At 73.4% G+C, this 17,222-nt stretch carries 17 protein-coding genes; 10 read left to right on the top strand and 7 right to left on the bottom strand.

Annotated elements, in window-relative coordinates; genetic code table 11:
* Positions 1-140: 140 nt before the first annotated feature.
* From ACLJQM_RS14960 to ACLJQM_RS14945, 4 genes are read right to left on the bottom strand one after another with little or no spacing between them, the layout of a single operon-like run.
* Entirely contained in the window at positions 141-1,631 is a 1,491-nt protein-coding gene (locus tag ACLJQM_RS14960; protein WP_410631713.1) for a precorrin-2 C(20)-methyltransferase, read from the bottom strand.
* Positions 1,628-2,251 carry a precorrin-8X methylmutase gene (locus ACLJQM_RS14955; RefSeq protein ID WP_247019914.1) on the bottom strand — a complete coding sequence of 208 codons (624 nt, stop codon included), beginning with the start codon at positions 2,249-2,251 and terminating at the stop codon, positions 1,628-1,630. Before ACLJQM_RS14955 ends, ACLJQM_RS14960 begins: the two co-directional genes overlap by 4 nt.
* On the bottom strand, positions 2,248-3,324 hold the full coding sequence (locus tag ACLJQM_RS14950; RefSeq protein WP_410631712.1) for a precorrin-3B synthase: 1,077 nt from the start codon (positions 3,322-3,324) through the stop codon (positions 2,248-2,250). The genes ACLJQM_RS14955 and ACLJQM_RS14950 overlap by 4 nt, the downstream gene beginning before the upstream one ends.
* 4 nt (positions 3,325-3,328) lie before the next feature.
* Complete coding sequence (locus ACLJQM_RS14945; RefSeq protein WP_410631711.1) at positions 3,329-3,643, bottom strand: DUF6191 domain-containing protein; 315 nt, start codon at positions 3,641-3,643, stop codon at positions 3,329-3,331.
* A 110-nt stretch (positions 3,644-3,753) separates the two neighbouring features.
* Between ACLJQM_RS14945 and ACLJQM_RS14940 the strand changes: the two genes are divergently transcribed.
* Genes ACLJQM_RS14940 through ACLJQM_RS14930 form a run of 3 tightly spaced genes read left to right on the top strand, consistent with a single transcriptional unit; the run spans position 3,754 to position 5,764 of the window.
* Complete coding sequence (locus ACLJQM_RS14940; RefSeq protein WP_360774057.1) at positions 3,754-4,680, top strand: ABC transporter ATP-binding protein; 927 nt, start codon at positions 3,754-3,756, stop codon at positions 4,678-4,680.
* Positions 4,677-5,528 (top strand): ABC transporter permease, encoded by an 852-nt coding sequence (locus ACLJQM_RS14935; RefSeq protein ID WP_247019905.1) that lies wholly within the window; start codon positions 4,677-4,679, stop codon positions 5,526-5,528. The genes ACLJQM_RS14940 and ACLJQM_RS14935 overlap by 4 nt, the downstream gene beginning before the upstream one ends.
* 2 nt (positions 5,529-5,530) lie before the next feature.
* Positions 5,531-5,764, top strand: a complete 234-nt coding sequence (locus tag ACLJQM_RS14930; RefSeq protein WP_043784651.1) for a helix-turn-helix transcriptional regulator — start codon at positions 5,531-5,533, stop codon at positions 5,762-5,764.
* 4 nt (positions 5,765-5,768) lie between these two features.
* Here the strand turns inward: ACLJQM_RS14930 and ACLJQM_RS14925 are convergent, their stop codons facing one another.
* On the bottom strand, positions 5,769-6,236 hold the full coding sequence (locus ACLJQM_RS14925; protein ID WP_410631710.1) for a MauE/DoxX family redox-associated membrane protein: 468 nt from the start codon (positions 6,234-6,236) through the stop codon (positions 5,769-5,771).
* Positions 6,237-6,376: 140 nt separating this feature from the next.
* Between ACLJQM_RS14925 and ACLJQM_RS14920 the strand changes: the two genes are divergently transcribed.
* The 4 genes from ACLJQM_RS14920 to ACLJQM_RS14905 all read left to right on the top strand — a co-directional run bounded on the left by ACLJQM_RS14920 (position 6,377) and on the right by ACLJQM_RS14905 (position 8,850).
* Complete coding sequence (locus tag ACLJQM_RS14920) at positions 6,377-7,054, top strand: hypothetical protein (RefSeq protein ID WP_410631709.1); 678 nt, start codon at positions 6,377-6,379, stop codon at positions 7,052-7,054.
* Positions 7,051-7,566: a hypothetical protein gene (locus ACLJQM_RS14915; protein ID WP_360774050.1), complete on the top strand. Its 516-nt coding sequence runs from the start codon at positions 7,051-7,053 to the stop codon at positions 7,564-7,566. The genes ACLJQM_RS14920 and ACLJQM_RS14915 overlap by 4 nt, the downstream gene beginning before the upstream one ends.
* Positions 7,532-8,098, top strand: coding sequence for a hypothetical protein (locus tag ACLJQM_RS14910; RefSeq protein ID WP_360774047.1), 567 nt, complete (start codon positions 7,532-7,534; stop codon positions 8,096-8,098). Before ACLJQM_RS14915 ends, ACLJQM_RS14910 begins: the two co-directional genes overlap by 35 nt.
* A gap of 191 nt (positions 8,099-8,289) precedes the next feature.
* Positions 8,290-8,850: a hypothetical protein gene (locus tag ACLJQM_RS14905; RefSeq protein WP_247019894.1), complete on the top strand. Its 561-nt coding sequence runs from the start codon at positions 8,290-8,292 to the stop codon at positions 8,848-8,850.
* On the opposite strand, the gene ACLJQM_RS14900 is transcribed toward ACLJQM_RS14905, so the two are convergent.
* Positions 8,822-12,091: a S8 family peptidase gene (locus ACLJQM_RS14900; protein WP_410631708.1), complete on the bottom strand. Its 3,270-nt coding sequence runs from the start codon at positions 12,089-12,091 to the stop codon at positions 8,822-8,824. The genes ACLJQM_RS14905 and ACLJQM_RS14900 overlap by 29 nt on opposite strands.
* Positions 12,092-12,251: 160 nt before the next feature.
* Entirely contained in the window at positions 12,252-13,157 is a 906-nt protein-coding gene (locus ACLJQM_RS14895) for a hypothetical protein (RefSeq protein ID WP_410631707.1), read from the bottom strand.
* Between the two features lie 231 nt (positions 13,158-13,388).
* Between ACLJQM_RS14895 and ACLJQM_RS14890 the strand changes: the two genes are divergently transcribed.
* From ACLJQM_RS14890 to ACLJQM_RS14880, 3 genes are read left to right on the top strand one after another with little or no spacing between them, the layout of a single operon-like run.
* A complete protein-coding gene (locus ACLJQM_RS14890; protein ID WP_410631705.1) occupies positions 13,389-15,557 on the top strand; it encodes a HAMP domain-containing protein in 2,169 nt (722 codons plus the stop codon).
* A gap of 1 nt (position 15,558) precedes the next feature.
* On the top strand, positions 15,559-16,737 hold the full coding sequence (pgsB, locus tag ACLJQM_RS14885) for a poly-gamma-glutamate synthase PgsB (RefSeq protein WP_410631704.1): 1,179 nt from the start codon (positions 15,559-15,561) through the stop codon (positions 16,735-16,737).
* Positions 16,737-17,219, top strand: a complete 483-nt coding sequence (locus ACLJQM_RS14880) for a poly-gamma-glutamate biosynthesis protein PgsC/CapC (RefSeq protein ID WP_247019884.1) — start codon at positions 16,737-16,739, stop codon at positions 17,217-17,219. The genes pgsB and ACLJQM_RS14880 overlap by 1 nt, the downstream gene beginning before the upstream one ends.
* The last annotated feature ends 3 nt before the right edge of the window (positions 17,220-17,222 follow it).

Below are 17,222 nucleotides of genomic sequence, written 5' to 3'. Positions count from 1 at the left end.
AGTGTGCCGCAAGAAGCCGTTTTCGAGCACTACCCAAAAGACTAATATTGATCTTGTTGTTGCCATCTCTGCAGCTCAAGCGGCTCAGGGATGCGAAAAATAAATTCTTCGCCGGGCGAAGATCAAAATTCTGAGCCTCCTCAATAGCTGCGCGGGGTCCAGACGATGCCGTTCTCCGCCCGGGTGCGGGACGAGCCCACGATCAGCAGGCAGCGCATGTCCACTGTGGACGGATCGAGGTCCCCGAGAGTCGTGACGCGGATGTCCTCCTCCGGCCCGCCCACATCCCGTGCCACCACCACCGGTGTCTCGGCAGAACGGTGGCGGAGCAGGACCGCACGAGCGTCAGCCAGCTGAGTCGTCCGAGTGCGTGAAGCCGGGTTGTACAGCGCCAGCACGAGATCCGCCGCGCCCGCCGCGTCCAGGCGCTTCTCGATGATCTCCCACGGCTTCAAGCGGTCCGACAGCGAAAGCACGCAATAGTCGTGCCCCAGCGGTGCGCCCACCCGGGACGCCGCCGCCTGGGCCGCCGTCACGCCCGGGACGATGCGGACCCGGACGCCCGTGCCGTGGCCCGCCGCGACCTGCTCCAGGACCGCCGACGCCATCGCGAACACGCCCGGGTCGCCCGAAGACACCACCGCCACCCGGGCACCGGCCGCGGCCAGGGAAAGGGCCTCGCGGGCGCGGTCCGCCTCCACGCGGTTGCCCGACGCGTGCCGCTGCTGGCCCGCCTTTTGGGCCACCCGCGCGACATACGGGCCGTACCCGACGATGTGCTCGGCCTCGGAAAGCTCCGCCGAAGCCTCCGGCGTCAGCCACTCAGGACCGGCGGGACCCAGGCCGACCACCACGACTTCGCCACCGGACCCGGCAGAAACCGGAGCGACAGCAGGCGACTGCCGCGAAGCGTAAGCCGGTGAAGGCAGCAGAGCCAGCGAGAAGTACGGCACCGTCGAGGGGTCCACCGAAGCCAGCGGCTCGATCCGCTGCTGCCCCCACGTCGCCCGCTCGACGAACACCGCGTCGTCGAGCTTTCCCGCCTCCGCGAACGCTTCCCGCACCGAAGAGAACGTGCGGCCCAGCTTCAGGACGGCCGCCGCGTCGGTGTCGGCCAGGCGGCGGGCCAGTTCCGGGGCCGGGAGGGTGCCCGGGAGCACCGTCAGGACTTCGTCGCGCTGGACGAGCGGGCGGCCGAGCACCGACGACGCCGCGCTCACCGACGTCACCCCCGGGACGACGATCGCTTCGAAGCGGCCGGAAAGCCGTTCGTGCATGTACATGTACGAGCCGTAGAAGAACGGGTCGCCCTCGCAGAGGAGGACGACGTCGCGGCCCGCGTCGAGGTGCTCCGCCAGCCGCTTCGCGCTCAGCTCGTAGAAGTCCGCGATCGCGCCCTCGTAGCCGCCCGGGTGGTCGGTCGTCTCCGTGGTGACCGGGTAGACGAGCTTCTCCTCGATCTGCCCCTCGCGCAGGTACGGCTCGGCGACCGAACGCGCGATGCTGCGGCCGTGCCGCGCGCTGTGGTACGCGATCACCGACGCCTCGGAGATCAGCCGTGCCGCTTTGACCGTCATCAGTTCCGGGTCGCCGGGGCCGAGGCCGACGCCGTACAGCTTGCCCAGGCTCATTCTTCGGCGCTCGCGAGTGCGTTGATCGCCGCCACGGCCATCGCGCTGCCGCCGCGCCGGCCGTGCACCACCAGGTACGGGGCCGGGGCGCGCTTCGCCAGTTCCACTTTGGACTCGGCGGCGCCGACGAAGCCCACCGGCACGCCGATGATCGCCGCGGGCGCGCCCACGCCTTCGTCGAGGATCTCCAGCAGGCGGAACAGCGCGGTCGGCGCGTTGCCGATCGCCACGACCGAGCCGGGCAGCTTGTCGCGCCACAGTTCCAGGGCCGCCGCCGAGCGCGTGGTGCCCATCCGCTCCGCGAGCCCGGGCACACTCGGGTCCGACAGCGTGCAAAGCACTTCGTTGGCCGCGGGCAGCCGACGGCGGGTGACGCCGCTGGCGATCATCTGCGCGTCGCACAGGATCGGCGCGCCCGCTTCGAGCGCGGCGCGGCCGGACTCGACGACGTCGAGGGTGTAACGCAGGTCGTCGACCAGATCGACCATGCCGCAGGCGTGGATCATCCGGACCGCCAGCCCGGCCACGTCGTCGGGCAGGATCGCCAGGTCCGCTTCCTCGCGGATCGTGGCGAACGAGTGCCGGTAGATCTCGGCACCGTCCCGCAGGTAGTCGATCACAGGGTTCCCTTCACCTCGTCGAGCGGCACCCAACGGCCGTCGACCCGATATCCGTCCGCTTCCGCCACAACGTCCACATGGGACTGCGACGGTTTGCCGCACCGCCGTTCACAGCCCGAAAAGTGCGCGCGCAGCCCGGGCCGGAACACCGCGTCGGCGCGCACGTCGGCGCGCGACTTCGCGCAGCCGGGCCGGCCGATGCAGGCGGTCGTGCCCAGAGCGGTCGCGCCGAAACCCAGCCGCTCGAAGACGTCCGCGGGCACGTCCGGCAGGACCACGGACTTCCACGGCGTGACCACCGCCGTCCCGAACTCCGCCAGGGCCCGCGCCTGCGCGGCCGAAAGCTGCCCGAAGCGCGGCACGACCCCCGCCGCGAGCCCGCCGTCGTCCCGCGGGAACACCCCGGCCACGACTTCGGCGTCCGCGAAGGCGACCGGCGTCCCGCGCCAGGCCGGGTCGTCGAGTTCGGCGACGCGCCAGGCGGTCCCGCGCACGCGGGCGAACTCCCGCGCGAGGTCGAGCAACGCGGCGACGGCGTCCGCGCGCGCCACCCGGCGGCCGGTGTCGCCGCCCGCGAGCAGCAGCGTCCCCTCGGCCGGACCGGTCGCCCGCCAGCAGACGTCGGCGCCTTCCCCGGCGACGTCGCCGCGCCCGTCGTCGAAGGCGAAGAGGAACCGCCCGGGCAGCGCGGCCAGCTCCGGCGCCGCGCACAGCGCGAGGTCGAGCGCCGCGGCCAGGCCCCGGACGTCGGCGAGCCCGCCGCGCAGCCCGCTCGACGGCGACGCGAGGACGTTGCGGACCCGCTCGTGCGACGGCGAAGGCAGCAGGCCGGCGTCGGTCAGCCGCTCGGCGAGGCCGGGGCGGGTGACGCCGCGCAGCTGGACGTTGCCGCGCGAAGTGAGGTGGAGGTCGCCGTCGCCGCACGCCTCGGCGGCGTCGGCCAGCGCGCGCAGCCGGACCGCGGAAATCGTGCCGCCGGGCAGCCGCACCCGCGCGAGTGGCCCGTCGGCGGCGTCGTGCGGTGCGAAAACACCAGGGCACGCGTCGGCTCGCACGCGTGCTGGGGTCGGCATGGGGTCACTGTAGCTGGCCGTTTTCCGGCCCCGGCGGGTCCGAACGGGGCCGGATCTTCGCGATCCCGGCGTCCAAGTCCACGTCACGCCACGGAGGCGCCCCCTCGGAGTCCTGCTCGACGAGCATCGACATCGTTTCCCGGTGTTCCAGCTCACGCCGCTTGGTGCCGTAGAGGAACGCGGTCGTCTCCTCGACGTACGTCGAGGACAGCCGCGCCTTGAAGCGCGAGCCGTCCTTGCGCGGCCGCAGTTCGATCGCGGCCACGACCAGCAGGACCACGACGCCACCCGGGAGCGCGAGCCCCAGCCAAGTACCCATGCCCGGCGAACCGGATGACCGCGGGTCAAGTTCCCGCCGAAGCAGAACTCTGATCGAATGTAGTAGGTGTGCTACATTCGATCGCATCAGTCAGATGGGGGTGACGCGCGATGAGAGATCCAGCCGATCCGGTGGTCCGCGTGCGCGGGCTACGCATGCGCTACGGCGCGAACGACGTGCTGCACGGGGTCGAGTTCGAGGCGTACCGCGGTGAGGTCGTCTGCCTGCTCGGGCCCAACGGCGCGGGCAAGACGACCACGATCGAGATCCTCGAAGGCTTCCGCATGCGGTCGGCCGGCGAGGTGAGCGTGCTGGGCACCGACCCGGCGCACGGCGGGGAGGACTGGCGGGCGCGGCTGGGGGTCGTCCTCCAGTCCTGGCGCGACCACGGGAAGTGGCGCGTCCGGGAGCTGCTCGCGCACCTCGGCCGGTACTACGCGCCGTACTCGACGCCGTCGATGCCGCGGCCGTGGGACGTCGACGAGCTGATCGGCGCGGTCGGGCTGACCGACCACGCGCACAAGAAGCTCAAGCAGCTCTCCGGGGGCCAGCGGCGGCGGCTCGACGTCGCGATCGGCATCGTCGGGCGGCCCGAGCTGCTGTTCCTCGACGAGCCGACCGCGGGCTTCGACCCCGAGGCGCGCCGCGAGTTCCACGACCTCGTGCACCGGCTCTCCGACGAGCTCGACACCACGATCCTGCTCACCACGCACGACCTCGACGAGGCCGAGAAGCTGGCCGACCGGATCCTGATCCTCAACGGCGGCCGGATCATCGCCGACGGCTCGGCCGACGAGCTGAGCCGGCAGATCGCCGGAGAGGCCGAAGTCCGCTGGAGCGTCGGCGACCAGCGCTTCGTGCACTCGACGACCGAAGCGACGAAGTACGTGTACGACCTGTTCAAGCAGCACGGCGAGGCGGTCGCGGACCTCGAGGTCCGGCGGGCGTCGCTGGAAGACACCTACATGACGCTGGTCCACCGCGCCGAGACCGCCGGCGAAACGGAGCTCGGCCTCCAGGAAGCGGGTGCGCGATGAACGCCAAGACCGCCGCGTTGCGCACCGGCCTGGCGCGCGGCTGGATCGAGTTCAAGCAGACCTGGACCAACCGGGACGACGTCGTCGGGCAGCTGGTCTTCGTCGCGCTCTTCCTCGGCGCGCTGTTCTTCATGCGCAACGCCACCCTGCCCGGCACCGGCTTCTCGCTCGGCGCGGCCACCGTGCCCGGCGTGCTCGGCGCCGGGATCGTGTTCAACGGCTTGAACAGCACGGCGGGCTACCTCGCCATCGACCGCGAGGACGGCACGCTGCTGCGCGCGAAGGCGACGCCGAACGGCATGCTCGGCTACCTGGTCGGGAAGACGACGGCGGTGGCGATCGCGCAGGTCACCTCGATCCTGCTGGTGCTGATCCCGTGCCTGTTCCTGTTCGACTCGCTGGCGCCGGACGGCGGCTGGTCGTACCTGCACCTGGTGTGGGTACTGGCGCTCGGGCTGGTGGCGACCCTGCCGCTCGGGGCCGCGCTGGGCTCGCTGACCAACAGCCCGCGGTCGATCGCGCTGATCACGCTGCCGATCATGGGCCTGGGCGCGATCTCGGGGATCTTCTACCCGGTCACCGCGCTGCCGGGCTGGGTGCAGGGCGTCGCGCAGGTGTTCCCGATGTACTGGCTGGGGCTCGGCATGCGCTCGGCGCTGCTGCCGGACACCGCGGTGGTCGTCGAGATCGGCCAGTCGTGGCGGCCGTTGCCGACCCTCGCCGTACTCGTCGCGTGGGCCGTGATCGGATTGGCACTGGCCCCGGTCCTGCTCCGCCGCATGGCGCGGCGCGAAGCGGGTTCGTCGGTGGCCGAACGGCGGGAGAAGGCCATGCAGCGTGTGGGGTAGTCATGAGTGAGGTCGTCTACAACCGGATCGCGATGCTGCGCGCGGAGCGGTCGATCTCCCGCCGCCAGCTCGCGGAGGCCCTCGGCGTGCACTACCAGACGATCGGCTACCTCGAACGCGGCGAGTACAGCCCGAGCCTCTACCTGGCGCTGCGGATCGCGGAGTTCTTCGAGGTCTCGGTGGAGGTCCTGTTCTCCACGAAGCCGTTCCCCCGCCTCGGAGAACGCTCCGCGTGAGGCGTCAGCGAAACAGGTAGGCCGCCATCGCGAGGACGGCGCCCGCTGCCACGCACAGCGGGTCCGCCGTCCCGAGGGCCGCGCAGCCGGCGCTGCCCGCGGCGAGCACGGCCGCTCTCGCCACCACGGCCCACGAAACGGCCTCGGTGCCGAAGCAGCCGCACGGCACGCCCGGTCGTCGCACGCGCAGCACGCCCGCGTAACCGGCGAACGCGACGTACAGGACAGCCTGCGCGAGCACGGCCGGCGTGGCAGCTGCCGGAGCCGCGAGCAGGACCAGCAGCACGGCGGCGCCGAGCAGCAGCTCCACCAGCGTCGTCGGCACGGCGAGCGCCGGGGGCAGCAGGCGGTGCGCCCGCAGCACCGCGCGGTGCTCCCGGTGGCGCACCGCGTGCCCGAGCCCGGCCGCGACCAGAAGAATCGCCCCCGTCGCGGACAAAACGGTCATCGCCGCCGTCCAGAAAACATTCACGGAGCGGTATGTTATTCGCTGGCAGAATTGCCGTCCCCATTCGGCGGCAGGCACGCCGCCCGATGGCCGAACAATCGTGACCGGAGCCGAATTCGTCGGTTAGTCTCGCAAGGCGGAATATCCGCCGAATCGGAGGTCCGATGGCGATCCAGACACTGCGGTTGACGGCGCCGAGCGGCGGCCGCGTCACCGTCGGGCTTTCCGCGGGGGCCCCCGTTTCCCACGTCGTCGCCGGAATCCGGTTCGTCGGCGGCTCGTACGGCACCGGCTTCCAGATCGGGTCGCGCGGCTACCACGACTTCGCGTGCACCCGCGTCGCGCCGGCCCGCACCCGCGAACGCCTGCTCGTGCACGGCCGCGAGGTCGTCGTGGCCGAGGCGGCCGACGGGCAGTCGTCCGTGGCCACCCTGCTCGGCGACTACCACGAGCTGATGACGGTGTACGCCGGTCCGGCGCCGCACCGCGACCGCGTGGCCGGCCTGTTCGGCTCCCTGCGCATCGAGGACCGGGTCGGCGGCATGGTCGTCACGCCGCGGCCGGCGACCCTGCTCGACCCCGCCGGCGAGCACCTCGTGGTCGTGGTCCGCGACCACGGCTCGCTGTCCATCCCCGCCCCGCGCGAGGCCGCCGCGCTGATCCCGCCGCACGCCGGCGCGCGCACGAAGCACGGCGAAGTGTGGAAGACGAACGCCCGGTCGTTCGTGCTGGGGTGCGCGGCCGGGGTGGCCGAGGTCCACCTCGCGGACTCCGCGGCGAAGACCGAGCGCGAGCGGCTCGACTGGCTGGACGAGCTCGACGTCGGCTGGCAGCGCCGATGACGACGTCGACCGCGGTGCTGCTGATCACCTGGGCGGCGATCGCCGTGCTCTTCTTCGGCCTCGCGGCGGTGCTGCGCGAGGTGCGGCTGCTGCGCGGGATCGTCACCCGGACGTCCGACGGCTTCGTGGCGGCGCCGCCGGACGTCGTCCTCGGGCCGCGGTTCGCCGGCCGGGTCGTGGCGGCCGTCGACTCCGGCTGCCCGCTCTGCCTGACCGTCGTCGACCGGCTGGCCGAGCTGGGCGCCGGGACGACGCTGCTGACCCACGAACCGGCGTCGGCGTGGCAGGACCTGGCCCGCGGCCTGCCGGTGGTCTCGGACGCCGAAGCGTGGCGCTCGGTCTCGCACCTCTCGCCGCCGGTGCTGATGCTGGCCGACGAGGACGGCCGCGTCCGGCGGCTGCGGCTCCCGGTCCGCGCGGGCGACGTGGACACGACCTTGGCCGGCTGGGCCGGCCCGACGGCAGGAGGGGATGTCGGTGGCACTCGAGCTGGCGCGGATTCCGGAGCTTGACCGGGCGGAGCCGGACGCCGGGCGCACGCGGGCGGGGTCGAAGCTGCCCGGGACCACCGCCCGCCGGACGTTCCTGCGGGCGGTGGCGCTCGGGGTGCTGACGATCGGCGCGACCGCGCTCGACTGGTCCGGCCTGTCGCGGCTGCGGCGCGCGAACGCCGAGACCGGCCCCGACGGCATGCAGGGCTGGGACCGCAACGACTGCCGGGACGCCTACGCCACCGGCTACCCCGAGCTGCTCGACACCAGCGGCACCTACGTCAACACCTACGCCGCCTGCTTCGGCGGCTACTGGCGCGGCAGCACGTACTGCGAAGCGGGCTGGCACAAGTACGGCACGTGGAACGAGAACGGCGTGCAGGTCGACCACCAGCCGCTGTCCAACACCTGCGGCCAGACGATCGCCAAGAACGCGTGGCGGTGGACGACGCCGGACAAGAAGGTCTACCGCTGCTCGGACGGGTTCTCGACGTTCTGGGGCGACGGCAGCACCGGGCAGACCTACCTGACCATCTGCCGGGCCGAGCTCTGACCGCGGCGCTCCCCCGGCGCCGCTGGCACCCGCTGACGATCGCCGGCGGGCTCGTGGTAGCGGCGCTGGCCGTGGCCGGCGCGGCCGTGCTCGCGCCGCCGGGCTGGCTGCTGCCGAGTGCGTGGCTCGTCCTGTGCGCGGCCGCCGGCTTCGCCACCAGCGGCTCCGTTTGAAGCCGGAACTCGGCCTCCGTGCTGAGCTCGCCGGTCTGGCGGGGCACACCGACACTGGCGTTCTGCGCGGGACTCGTCTGCGGGGGCGCCCTCACCGCCCTCGTGCTCGTGGTGGCGGGATCGCTGCTGCGCGCGCCCCTGCCGGTCGCCGTCCGCTGGGGCGTGGTGGCCGTGGCGCTGGCCGCCGTGCTGCTGCGCGAGACGGGCGTGTGGTCGTTCCGGCTGCCGGAGAACCGGCGGCTGGTACCCGACACCGTCTTCCGGCTGGGCCGGCACCTCGGCCCGCTGCAGTTCGGGTTCGAGATGGGCACCGGCGTCCGCACCTACCTGCCCAGCGGCCTGCCCTACGTCGCCGCGGTGGCCGTGGCGCTCACCGCGCCGCTGCCCGCCGCGCTGGCCGCGGGCGCCGGGTTCGGGCTCGGCCGGGCCCTGATGACCACGGCGAACACGCGCTACGACACCGAGGGCGGCTGGGACGGCGAGTGGCTGGCCCACCGCCGGGTGCTCCGGCTGCTGACCACCGCCGCCTTCGCCGTCCCGCTCGCCGTCGTCACCCTGACGTCGTCCGGTACGCCCTGAGCACGGTCTGGGTGACGCTGTTCCCCTCGGTGTCGCGGGCCGTGATGCGCAGCGAGACGAAGCCGTCCCCCGCCGGGTTGCGCACCACCGCCAGGCCGCCGTCGCCGAGCCGGATCGCGTGCGCGTCCGCCCACGTCGTGCCGTCGTCCGCGGAGGTCTCGATCCGCAGGTCCGCGAGGCGGAACGCGCCCGCGCCCGGCTGCCGCTGCGCCGTCAGCGCGAGCAGGAACGGCCGGCCCGCCGGAGCGCGGCTGTCGTCGTCGAGCGCGCCCTGCGCCCGGACCACCATGAGCGGCGGCGGAACGGCCTCGCCGGTGTCGCGGAACGTCCACGCCACGTCGACGTGGGTGCCGAGCAGCGACCACGGCACGCTGCGGGTGGCGACGGACCGCAGGGTGAGCGGGCCGGCGCCGGCGGGCACGGTGAACGCCCCGAAGGCCGGATCGGGGCTGGTGCCCAGCTCCACCCCGCCGTGCGACAGCGTCGCCGTGCCGGACAGGCCCACCGGCGGCGCGCTGTACTGCTCCGGGTCGCTGCCCGAGACCACCGGGATCGCGTAGGTCAGCTGGTCACCCGCGCGCAGCACGCCCCAGCCGTCCCGCGGCGCACCGAACGCGGGCCCCACCGGGCCGCTGTTCCAGTCCGCGCGCTGGGCACCGGGCCGGTAGGTCCGGTAGGAGAACTGGTTCTCCGAGTCGGTCAGGTCCGGCGGGTACACCGCGAGGATGTGCTGCCAGCTCACCGACGGCCCCGGCGTGTAGTACTCGGTCCGCCGGCTCGGCAGCGTGTGCGGCAGGATCTGGTACGCGCCGCTGTCCGCGCCCGGGAAACCGAACGACGCGTAGTCGACGCGCAGGCCGTCCGTGGTCCCGCCCTGGGTGCGGTAGCGGGCGTCGACGACGGCGAGGTCCCGGTCGCGCACCCGGAACACCGGGTCGGCGGGCACGCGGCCCCGTTCGAGCAGCGCCAGCTGGTAGACGTACCCGGCCGGATCGGTGCCCGGCTCGCGGGCGGCCAGCGTGGCCCGCAGGTACATCGCGTAGGTGTGGTCGGTGACCTGGCGCCCGGAACCGGCGGCGAACAGCTCGTTGCCGGGCTGGACGAGCCAGGCGAGCGTGCTGGTGCGGTCGCCCGCCGGGTTCCCCGAGACCAGGCCGAGCTCGCCCGACTGCAGGTGCGCGTCCGCGTGGTCGACCACCGCGCGCACCGGCTTGCCCGTGCGGGCGTCCAGCGTGAACGAGGTGTTCGCGGTGATCGCGACCCCTGGCTTGGACAGCAGGGTCACCGCCTGGCCCGAGACGTCGAACGCGTTGAGGTCGTAGCTGCCCTTGGGCACCCGGACCACGGCCACGCCGTCGGCCCCGATCGGCCGGACGCCGAACGCTTCCCCGGTCGTGGTGCTGACGAGCTTGGCGATGCCCGCGCCGGGCCCGCCGCCGCGGCCGGTCAGCCGGACCGTGACGTCGTAGCTTTCGCGCTCGAGGGAGGCGCCGAACGCGGTCTGCACGGCGATCCCGGGCGCCGTCGCGCTCAGCCGGCCGCTGTGCGGGCCGGTCGCCGCCGCCGTGGGCCGGAGGGTGACGGCGACGTCGGCGGTGCCGTGCGCGGGGACCACCACGGTGGCCGCGGACGGCGTGACGAGCCCGTCGGAGCTGGTGAGCGCGAGGGTGACGGCGGTGGCCCCGTCGTTGCGGTAGGTCACGGTCTTCGTCACCGGCGTGGTGTGCGGCCAGGCGAAGAAGCCGTAGCCGAGGCTCCCGGTGGTGGCGGTGACCTGCTGGGTGACCGCGCGGGCCGCGTCCACCCGGCCCGCGCCCTGACCCGCGACGTCGCCGGTGGGCTGCGCGGTGCTGGTCAACGTGGGCTTGAGCCGGCCGGCGGTCCAGTCCGGGTGCTCCTGCCGCAGCAGCGCGGCCACGCCGGCGACGTGCGGCGCCGCCATCGACGTGCCGGACAGCCGGGCGTAGTCGGCGTCGACCGGCGCCGCGTCGCCGTCCCGCGTGCCCGGGGCCCGCGCCGAGACGATGCCTTCACCGGGCGCGGACAGGTCGGGCTTGACCGCGTAGTCGCCGAGGCGCGGCCCGCGGTTGGAGAACGGGCTGGTCACGTCGGTCGCGGACACGCTGCCGACGGCGAGCGCGGCGTCGGCCGCGGCGGGCGCGACGACCGGCAGCGGCTCGGGCAGGTCGAGCGTCCGGTCGTTGCCCGCCGGGGCGACGAAGAGGGTGCCGTACTGCGCGGTGAGGGTGTTCACCGCCTGGGACAACGGGTCCGTGCCGTCGGTCGCGTCGCCGCCGAGGCTGAGGTTGACCACCGGCACCTGCGGCGCGATCCACTCCATGCCGGCGATCACCGCCGACTCCGGGCAGCCGTAGGCGACGCAGACCTTGCCGCTGATCAGCCGCGCGTCCGGCGCCACGCCCCGGTAGCGGCCACCGGAGGCGGCGCCGGTGCCGGCGATGATGCCCGCGACGTGCGTGCCGTGGCCGAGGTCGTCGCTCGCGTCCGGCCGGGTCCCGGTGAAGTCGCGGGCGGCCACGACCTTGCCCGCCAGGTCCGGGTGGTCGGCCTTGACGCCGGTGTCGAGCAGCCCGACGGTGACCCCGCTGCCGGTGTAGCCGGCCTGCCAGGCGGCCGGGGCGCCGATCTGCGGCACGCTGACGTCGAGGGCGGGGGTGGCCAGGCCGTCCAGCCACACCTTGCCGATGCCGGGCCGCAGCGTGCCCGGGGACGCAGTGAGCCAGGTCCAGAACTCCGGGCCGCGCCGCCGGTCCTGGCGCACGGCCGCCCCGCGCACGCTGGGCAGGTCCCGGACGGTCGTGGCGGCCGCCGCGGCCGGCCGCGCCCCGGCGGCGTAGGTCATGATCAGCGGCAGGCCCGGTTCGGGGTCGGCCAGGTGCTGGCGCAGCAGTTCGGAGACGTCGAACAGGCGCGGGTCGAGCCGCCCGGCGGCCAGCAGCGGCAGCGCGTCCGCGGGCACCACGGTGACGTCGCCCGGCCGGCCGCCGGTGCTCGTCTCGCGCAGGAAGCCGATGCCGCCGCGGCCCGCTCCGGGCTCGACCACGACCGCGGCCGCCGCCCCGCGCGCCCCGGGCAGCACCCGCACTCGGTCGCCGGTGACGAGCGTGACCGACTGGCCGTCCGCCGCCGGAGCCGTGGTCGCCGCCGCGGCCACCGCCGGGACGGGGAACGCCATTCCGGCCGCCACGGCGATCGCCACCACTCGTTGTTTCCGACGCACGAAGGGCCTCCCCGAATAAAGATCGGAATTGCGGGCCGGTCGCGCTGCGAGCCCCCATGACCCCATTCCGTCGAAATCGTGGAATACGAGAACGACCGGCCTCCGCACTTTACGGCGCAGGGGTGTGGTGTCAATCACCCGTCGCGGTCGAAAAAAAGTATCAGGGTTTGGTGAGGTCGGCTTCGGTCAGCGCGCGGACGACGTCGGCGCGCCGGTCCGGCGCCTCGCGGACCGTCCGGCTCATCTCCACGTGCAGGAACACCGTGTCGTCCGAGGCGGCCATCTTGCCCTGGACGTTCGTCGTGCCTTCCAGGCCCTTGCAGCGCTCTTCCCACGCGCGGCACACGGCGAACCCGTCGGCCGTCAGCCGGTCGGCCGCGCGCCGGGCCGCGTCCCCCGCGACCGTGGCGCCCGAGGAGAGCACCACGTCGGTCGCGGGCAGGTTCTGGTCGTGGAAGCCGTGCAGCTGGACCTGCGGCAGCCCGCGCCCCGCGAGCGCGGTGGCGACGACGTGGAACACCGAGTCCTCTTCGTGGGCGACGTCGGCCTTCCCGTCGCCGGCCTTGCGGTGCGCGCCCGCCACCAGCAGCACCGCGCCCGGCACGCGCCGGAACAGGTCGACGCCGAAGAGCTCGGTGCGCAGGTCGAACGCCGGGTGCGGCACCTCCACCACGAGCGACGGCGGCGCGGACCGGTCGATGACGTACATTCCCCACGCCCGGTCGCCGCCGGCTTCGTTCACCGCGATCGTGTACGGCCGCCCGGTCGCCGGGTCGACGCCGTCGCGCACGGAGAAGCCGAGCTTCTCGAAGTCCGCCGTGCCGCGGCGATCCACCACGGCGGCGAACCCCGCGGCCGCCGTACGACGTTCGTCGGATTTCGGTGAGCGGTACTCCTGGTCAGCGGACAGCCCGGCGGTGAACTTCGTTACGAGTGAATCCAAACCGGCCTCCGGCACGGGCTGCGGTTGCTCGTCGTCACCGAGGACCAGCACCAATGTGAGGACCAGCCCCAGGGCCACGACCACGCCGGCCACGCTGAGCAACGTCCGAGGGCGGCTGATCACCACCAGGAGTGTACTTACTCTGCCCAGTCGTCACTCCGTGCCGCCGTTTGTCCCACGATGGGGTCAGTTGTACGGTCACCGCTGACAACTTCGAGACCTTCACGTGACCCGAAAGAGTGGACCTTCCACTAACGGCCCCTGTGGCCCGTTACTTTCCGGGATCGCTCGACCGAAAGGGCCCTGGGGACCCAGGTGAACCGGCCAACACCGCACGGCGATCGCGTCGCCCGGTTGCGCGCGCAGATCCCGGAAGCGGGTTTCCCGCGCGGAGTGGGCGTCGCGTCCGCGACGACGTTCGCGCTGCTGCTGCTCATCGCCGCCTTCACCGCGCTGTACCTGTCCACCGCGGGCCCGCTTTCCCTGGTCCGCGCCGACGACCGGGCCGGCCGGGTCTCCGACGAGGTCACCGCGAGCAGGCAGCGCACCACCGCCGGGATCGCGCAGAGCGTCGCGACGTCGGCGACGGCCGCCGCGGGCGACCTGCAGGTCGCGGCCGGCTCCGGGGTCTTCGACACCGCCGACGACGACGCGCTCCTCACCCGCCTGGGGGAAACCTACGACGACTGGCGCGGCATCGCCGTCTACGACCTGGCTTCGCAGAAGGTGCTGGCCACGCGTGGCGAGCCGGTGCCGGTGGAGACGCTGCGCGGGGTCGCTGTCACGAACCTCACCGTCCGCCCGGTCGCCCGCCCCGGCGACACCCCGCTCGTGCTGACCGCGCTCCCGCTCACCGGGACCCGCGCCGGCAAGCTCCTCGTCGTCTCGACGGCGTTGCGCGGGATCGGCGGCGAGCTGGCCGAGGGCACCCAGGTCCGCCTGGTCACTTCGGACGGCGCGGTGCTGCACACGCACGGCACCGACGTCGCCGCGACCGACCGGCCCGCGCAGGAACTGCTCGCCCGCGCCTCGACCGCGGCCGCCGCGGGCCAGGCCGGCGTCCTCACCGGCGACGCCGAAGCGGCGGGCAAGCGCGCCCCCGTCGTCGCCTACGCCCCGGTCTCGCCGTCCGGCACCGGCGGCAGCCTCGGCCTGTCCGTCGTCTCGTTCGGCCGCTCGCCGGTCGACGCGGTGCCGGTCCGCTGGCCGGGCCTGATCCCCGCCGCCGCGCTGCTCGTCCTCGCCGTGCTCGGGTTCGTCCTGCTGCGGCGCGTGGTCGTCGCGCCGATCCGCCGCCTGCGCACCGACGCGCTCGCCGTCGCGGCCGGCGGGCTCGGCAAGCCCGTCCGGCCCTCGCGGATCCGCGAAGTGAACGTCCTCACGACCGCGGTCGAGCGCTACCGCTGCCGGCTCCGCCGCCGCAAGCCCGCGAAGCCGGTCCGCCCGTTCCTCTCCGCCCAGCTCGTCATCGCGGCTGTCGCACTGGCGCTGCTCGGCTGGTCCGGTGCGGTCGCCGCGACGCTCGGGCGGCAGCACGCCGAGGTCTCGCCGACCACGCTCAGCGAACACGGCGTCCGCGTCACGCGCTCGGCCGACACGCTGCGCCGCAGCCTCGCCGAGGGCCTCACCGACCTGCAGTCCGTCGCGCGGCTCGGCAAGGGGAAGCAGCCGGACCGGCTGCGCGGCATGCTCGACCAGCTGGCCGGCACCGAAAGCCGGTTCCGCAGCGTCTACGTCGCCGACGAGCAGGGGTCGGTGGTGCTGCAGGCCGGGCGCGAGTCCCTGCGCGACCCCGGCAAGCTGCCGGATGGCGAGGGGCTGCGCCAGCACAACACCAGCGGCCGCGTCCCGGTCGTCTACGCCTTCACCCCGCTGCCGGATTCGAAGAACGTCCTGGTCGGCGAGTACGACGTGCCGCGGATGGCCGCGCTGCTCGGGCCGGCGGGCGGCCGCGTCCGCGTCGTCGACGAGGGCAAGCGGACCATCGCCGACACCGAGGGCTACCTCGCCTTCGACGCGCTCACCGATCCGGCGCTGATCAAGAGCGTCGACGCGGCGCAAGCCGGCAAGGACGCCCGCCAGACGACGTCGTCGGCGCTCGTCGCGGCGCAGCGCCTGGCCGGCAAGGGCAACGCGGCTTCGCTGAAGTGGGTCGTGGTCGCCGAGCAGCCGATCGGCTCGCTCGGGCTCGCGGACAACACCGTGCGCTCGGGGGCGCGGGTCGCCGCCCTGCTCACCGCCGTCGTCGCGCTGATGCTGTTCGCCTGGCACTTCCTGGTCGTCGTGCGGCCGCTGCGGCGGGTCGGCGAAGAGACCCGGCGGATCGCCCGCGGCGACACCGGCGCCGTCGTCTACCCGCAGCGGCAGGACGAGATCGGCACCATCGCCTCCTGCGTCGAGATCTGCCGCCAGGCGTTGACCGAAGGCCGGGACCGGCTCGGCGAGGTCCGGCGCCCGGTGGGGGCGGCGACCGACGAAACCGTGCTGCTCCAGCGCATCGAGCTGGACGGGGCCGGGGTCTGACGTGACGTTCCTCTACGTCGTGCTGCTCCTGGCATCGGCGGCGATGCTCACCGCCGGGATCGCCGAACAGCGCCAGCACTACCGGCACCTGCACAGCATCCCGACGCGCGTGCTCGTCAACGGCATCCGCGGCAAGTCCTCCATCACCCGGCTCTGCGCGGGCGCGCTGCGCGGCGGCGGGCTCGTCACGACGGCGAAGACCACCGGCACGGCGGCGCGGTTCATCCACCCCGACGGCAGCGAAGAGCCGGTCTACCGCAAGTTCGGCATCGCCAACGTCGTCGAGCAGATCGGCATCGTCCGCCGCGCCGCGGCCTACCGGCCCGACGCGCTCGTCATCGAATGCATGGCCGTGATGCCGGACCTGCAGGAGATCAACCAGAGCAAGCTCATCCGCTCCACCATCGGCGTGCTGTGCAACGTCCGCGAAGACCACCTCGCCGAGATGGGCCCGACCCTCGACGACGTCGCCCGCTCGCTGTCCCGCTCGATGCCGGTCGGCGGGATCTGCCTGACCGCGGAGAAGGACCGGCTGCACATCCTCCAGGAGGAGGCGGCCAAACGGGACTGCGAGCTCATCGCCGTCGACCCGGAATCCGTGTCCGACCAGGAGATGCGCGGCTTCGGCTGGATCACCTTCAAGGAGAACGTCGCCATCGCGCTCGCCGTGGCGGACCTGCTCGGCGTCAACCGGCAGCTGGCGCTGGACGGCATGTGGGCCGCACCGCCGGACCCGGGCGTGCTCCAGGTCCACCAGTACCGCGCCGGCCGCCGCCACCTGCGCTTCGCCAACGTCTTCGCCGCCAACGACCCCGAATCGACGTTGATGAACATCGACCAGCTCCGCGCGCAAGGCGCGATCTCCGACCCGCTGCACGTGATCATCAACTGCCGGCCGGACCGCGTCGAGCGCAACGGCCAGATGGGCGCGCTGATCCCCCGCATCGCCCCGGAGCGCGTCGTGCTGATCGGCGAACCGCCCCGCAGCGCCCGCGCCGCGATCCCCAGCGAGTGGCACGACCGGGTCGTCGACCTCGGTGGTTCGCGCTCGCCGCGGGAACTGCTGCGCGGGATCGTCGGCGGCGTCGAGCGGCAGGCGTCGCTCATCGCCATCGGCAACATCCACGGCCAGGGGGAACTGCTCATCGAGGAACTCGCGAAACTGGAACCGGTCTCCTGATGCTCACCACGTCCCTCGCCCCCGAGGTCGCCACCGTCGGGCTCGCCATCGGCCTGCTGCTGTCGCTGGTCTGCTACCTGACGACGAACCTGTCCCCCGGCGGGATGATCACGCCCGGCTGGATCGCGCTGACGATGGTCGAGGACTACCGGCGCGCGGCGATCATCGTGCTGATGACGGCGCTGACCTTCGGCGGCACGAAGGCGTTGCAGCGCATGGTCATCCTGTACGGCAAGCGGCTCTTCGCCGCGGTCGTGCTGCTCGGCGTGCTGCTGCAGACGACGTTGCTGCTCTTCCTCCAGGCCGACTTCCCGCTGCTGTTCGTGCACCAGACGCTCGGGTTCGTGGTGCCGGGCCTGGTCGCCTACCAGCTGGTCCGGCAGAAGCCGGTGGCGACGATGCTCGCCACCGGCGGCGTCAGCCTGGCCAGTTACGCGGTGCTGATCAGCGGCGTGCTGATCGGCCTGGTCCCGACGGTGTGAGGT

It is taken from the genome of Amycolatopsis sp. cmx-4-83, assembly GCF_046548815.1.
Lineage (GTDB): Bacteria > Actinomycetota > Actinomycetes > Mycobacteriales > Pseudonocardiaceae > Amycolatopsis > Amycolatopsis pretoriensis_A.
Note: the sequence above shows the minus strand (reverse complement) of the source record. Positions and strands in the feature narration are given on the sequence as shown.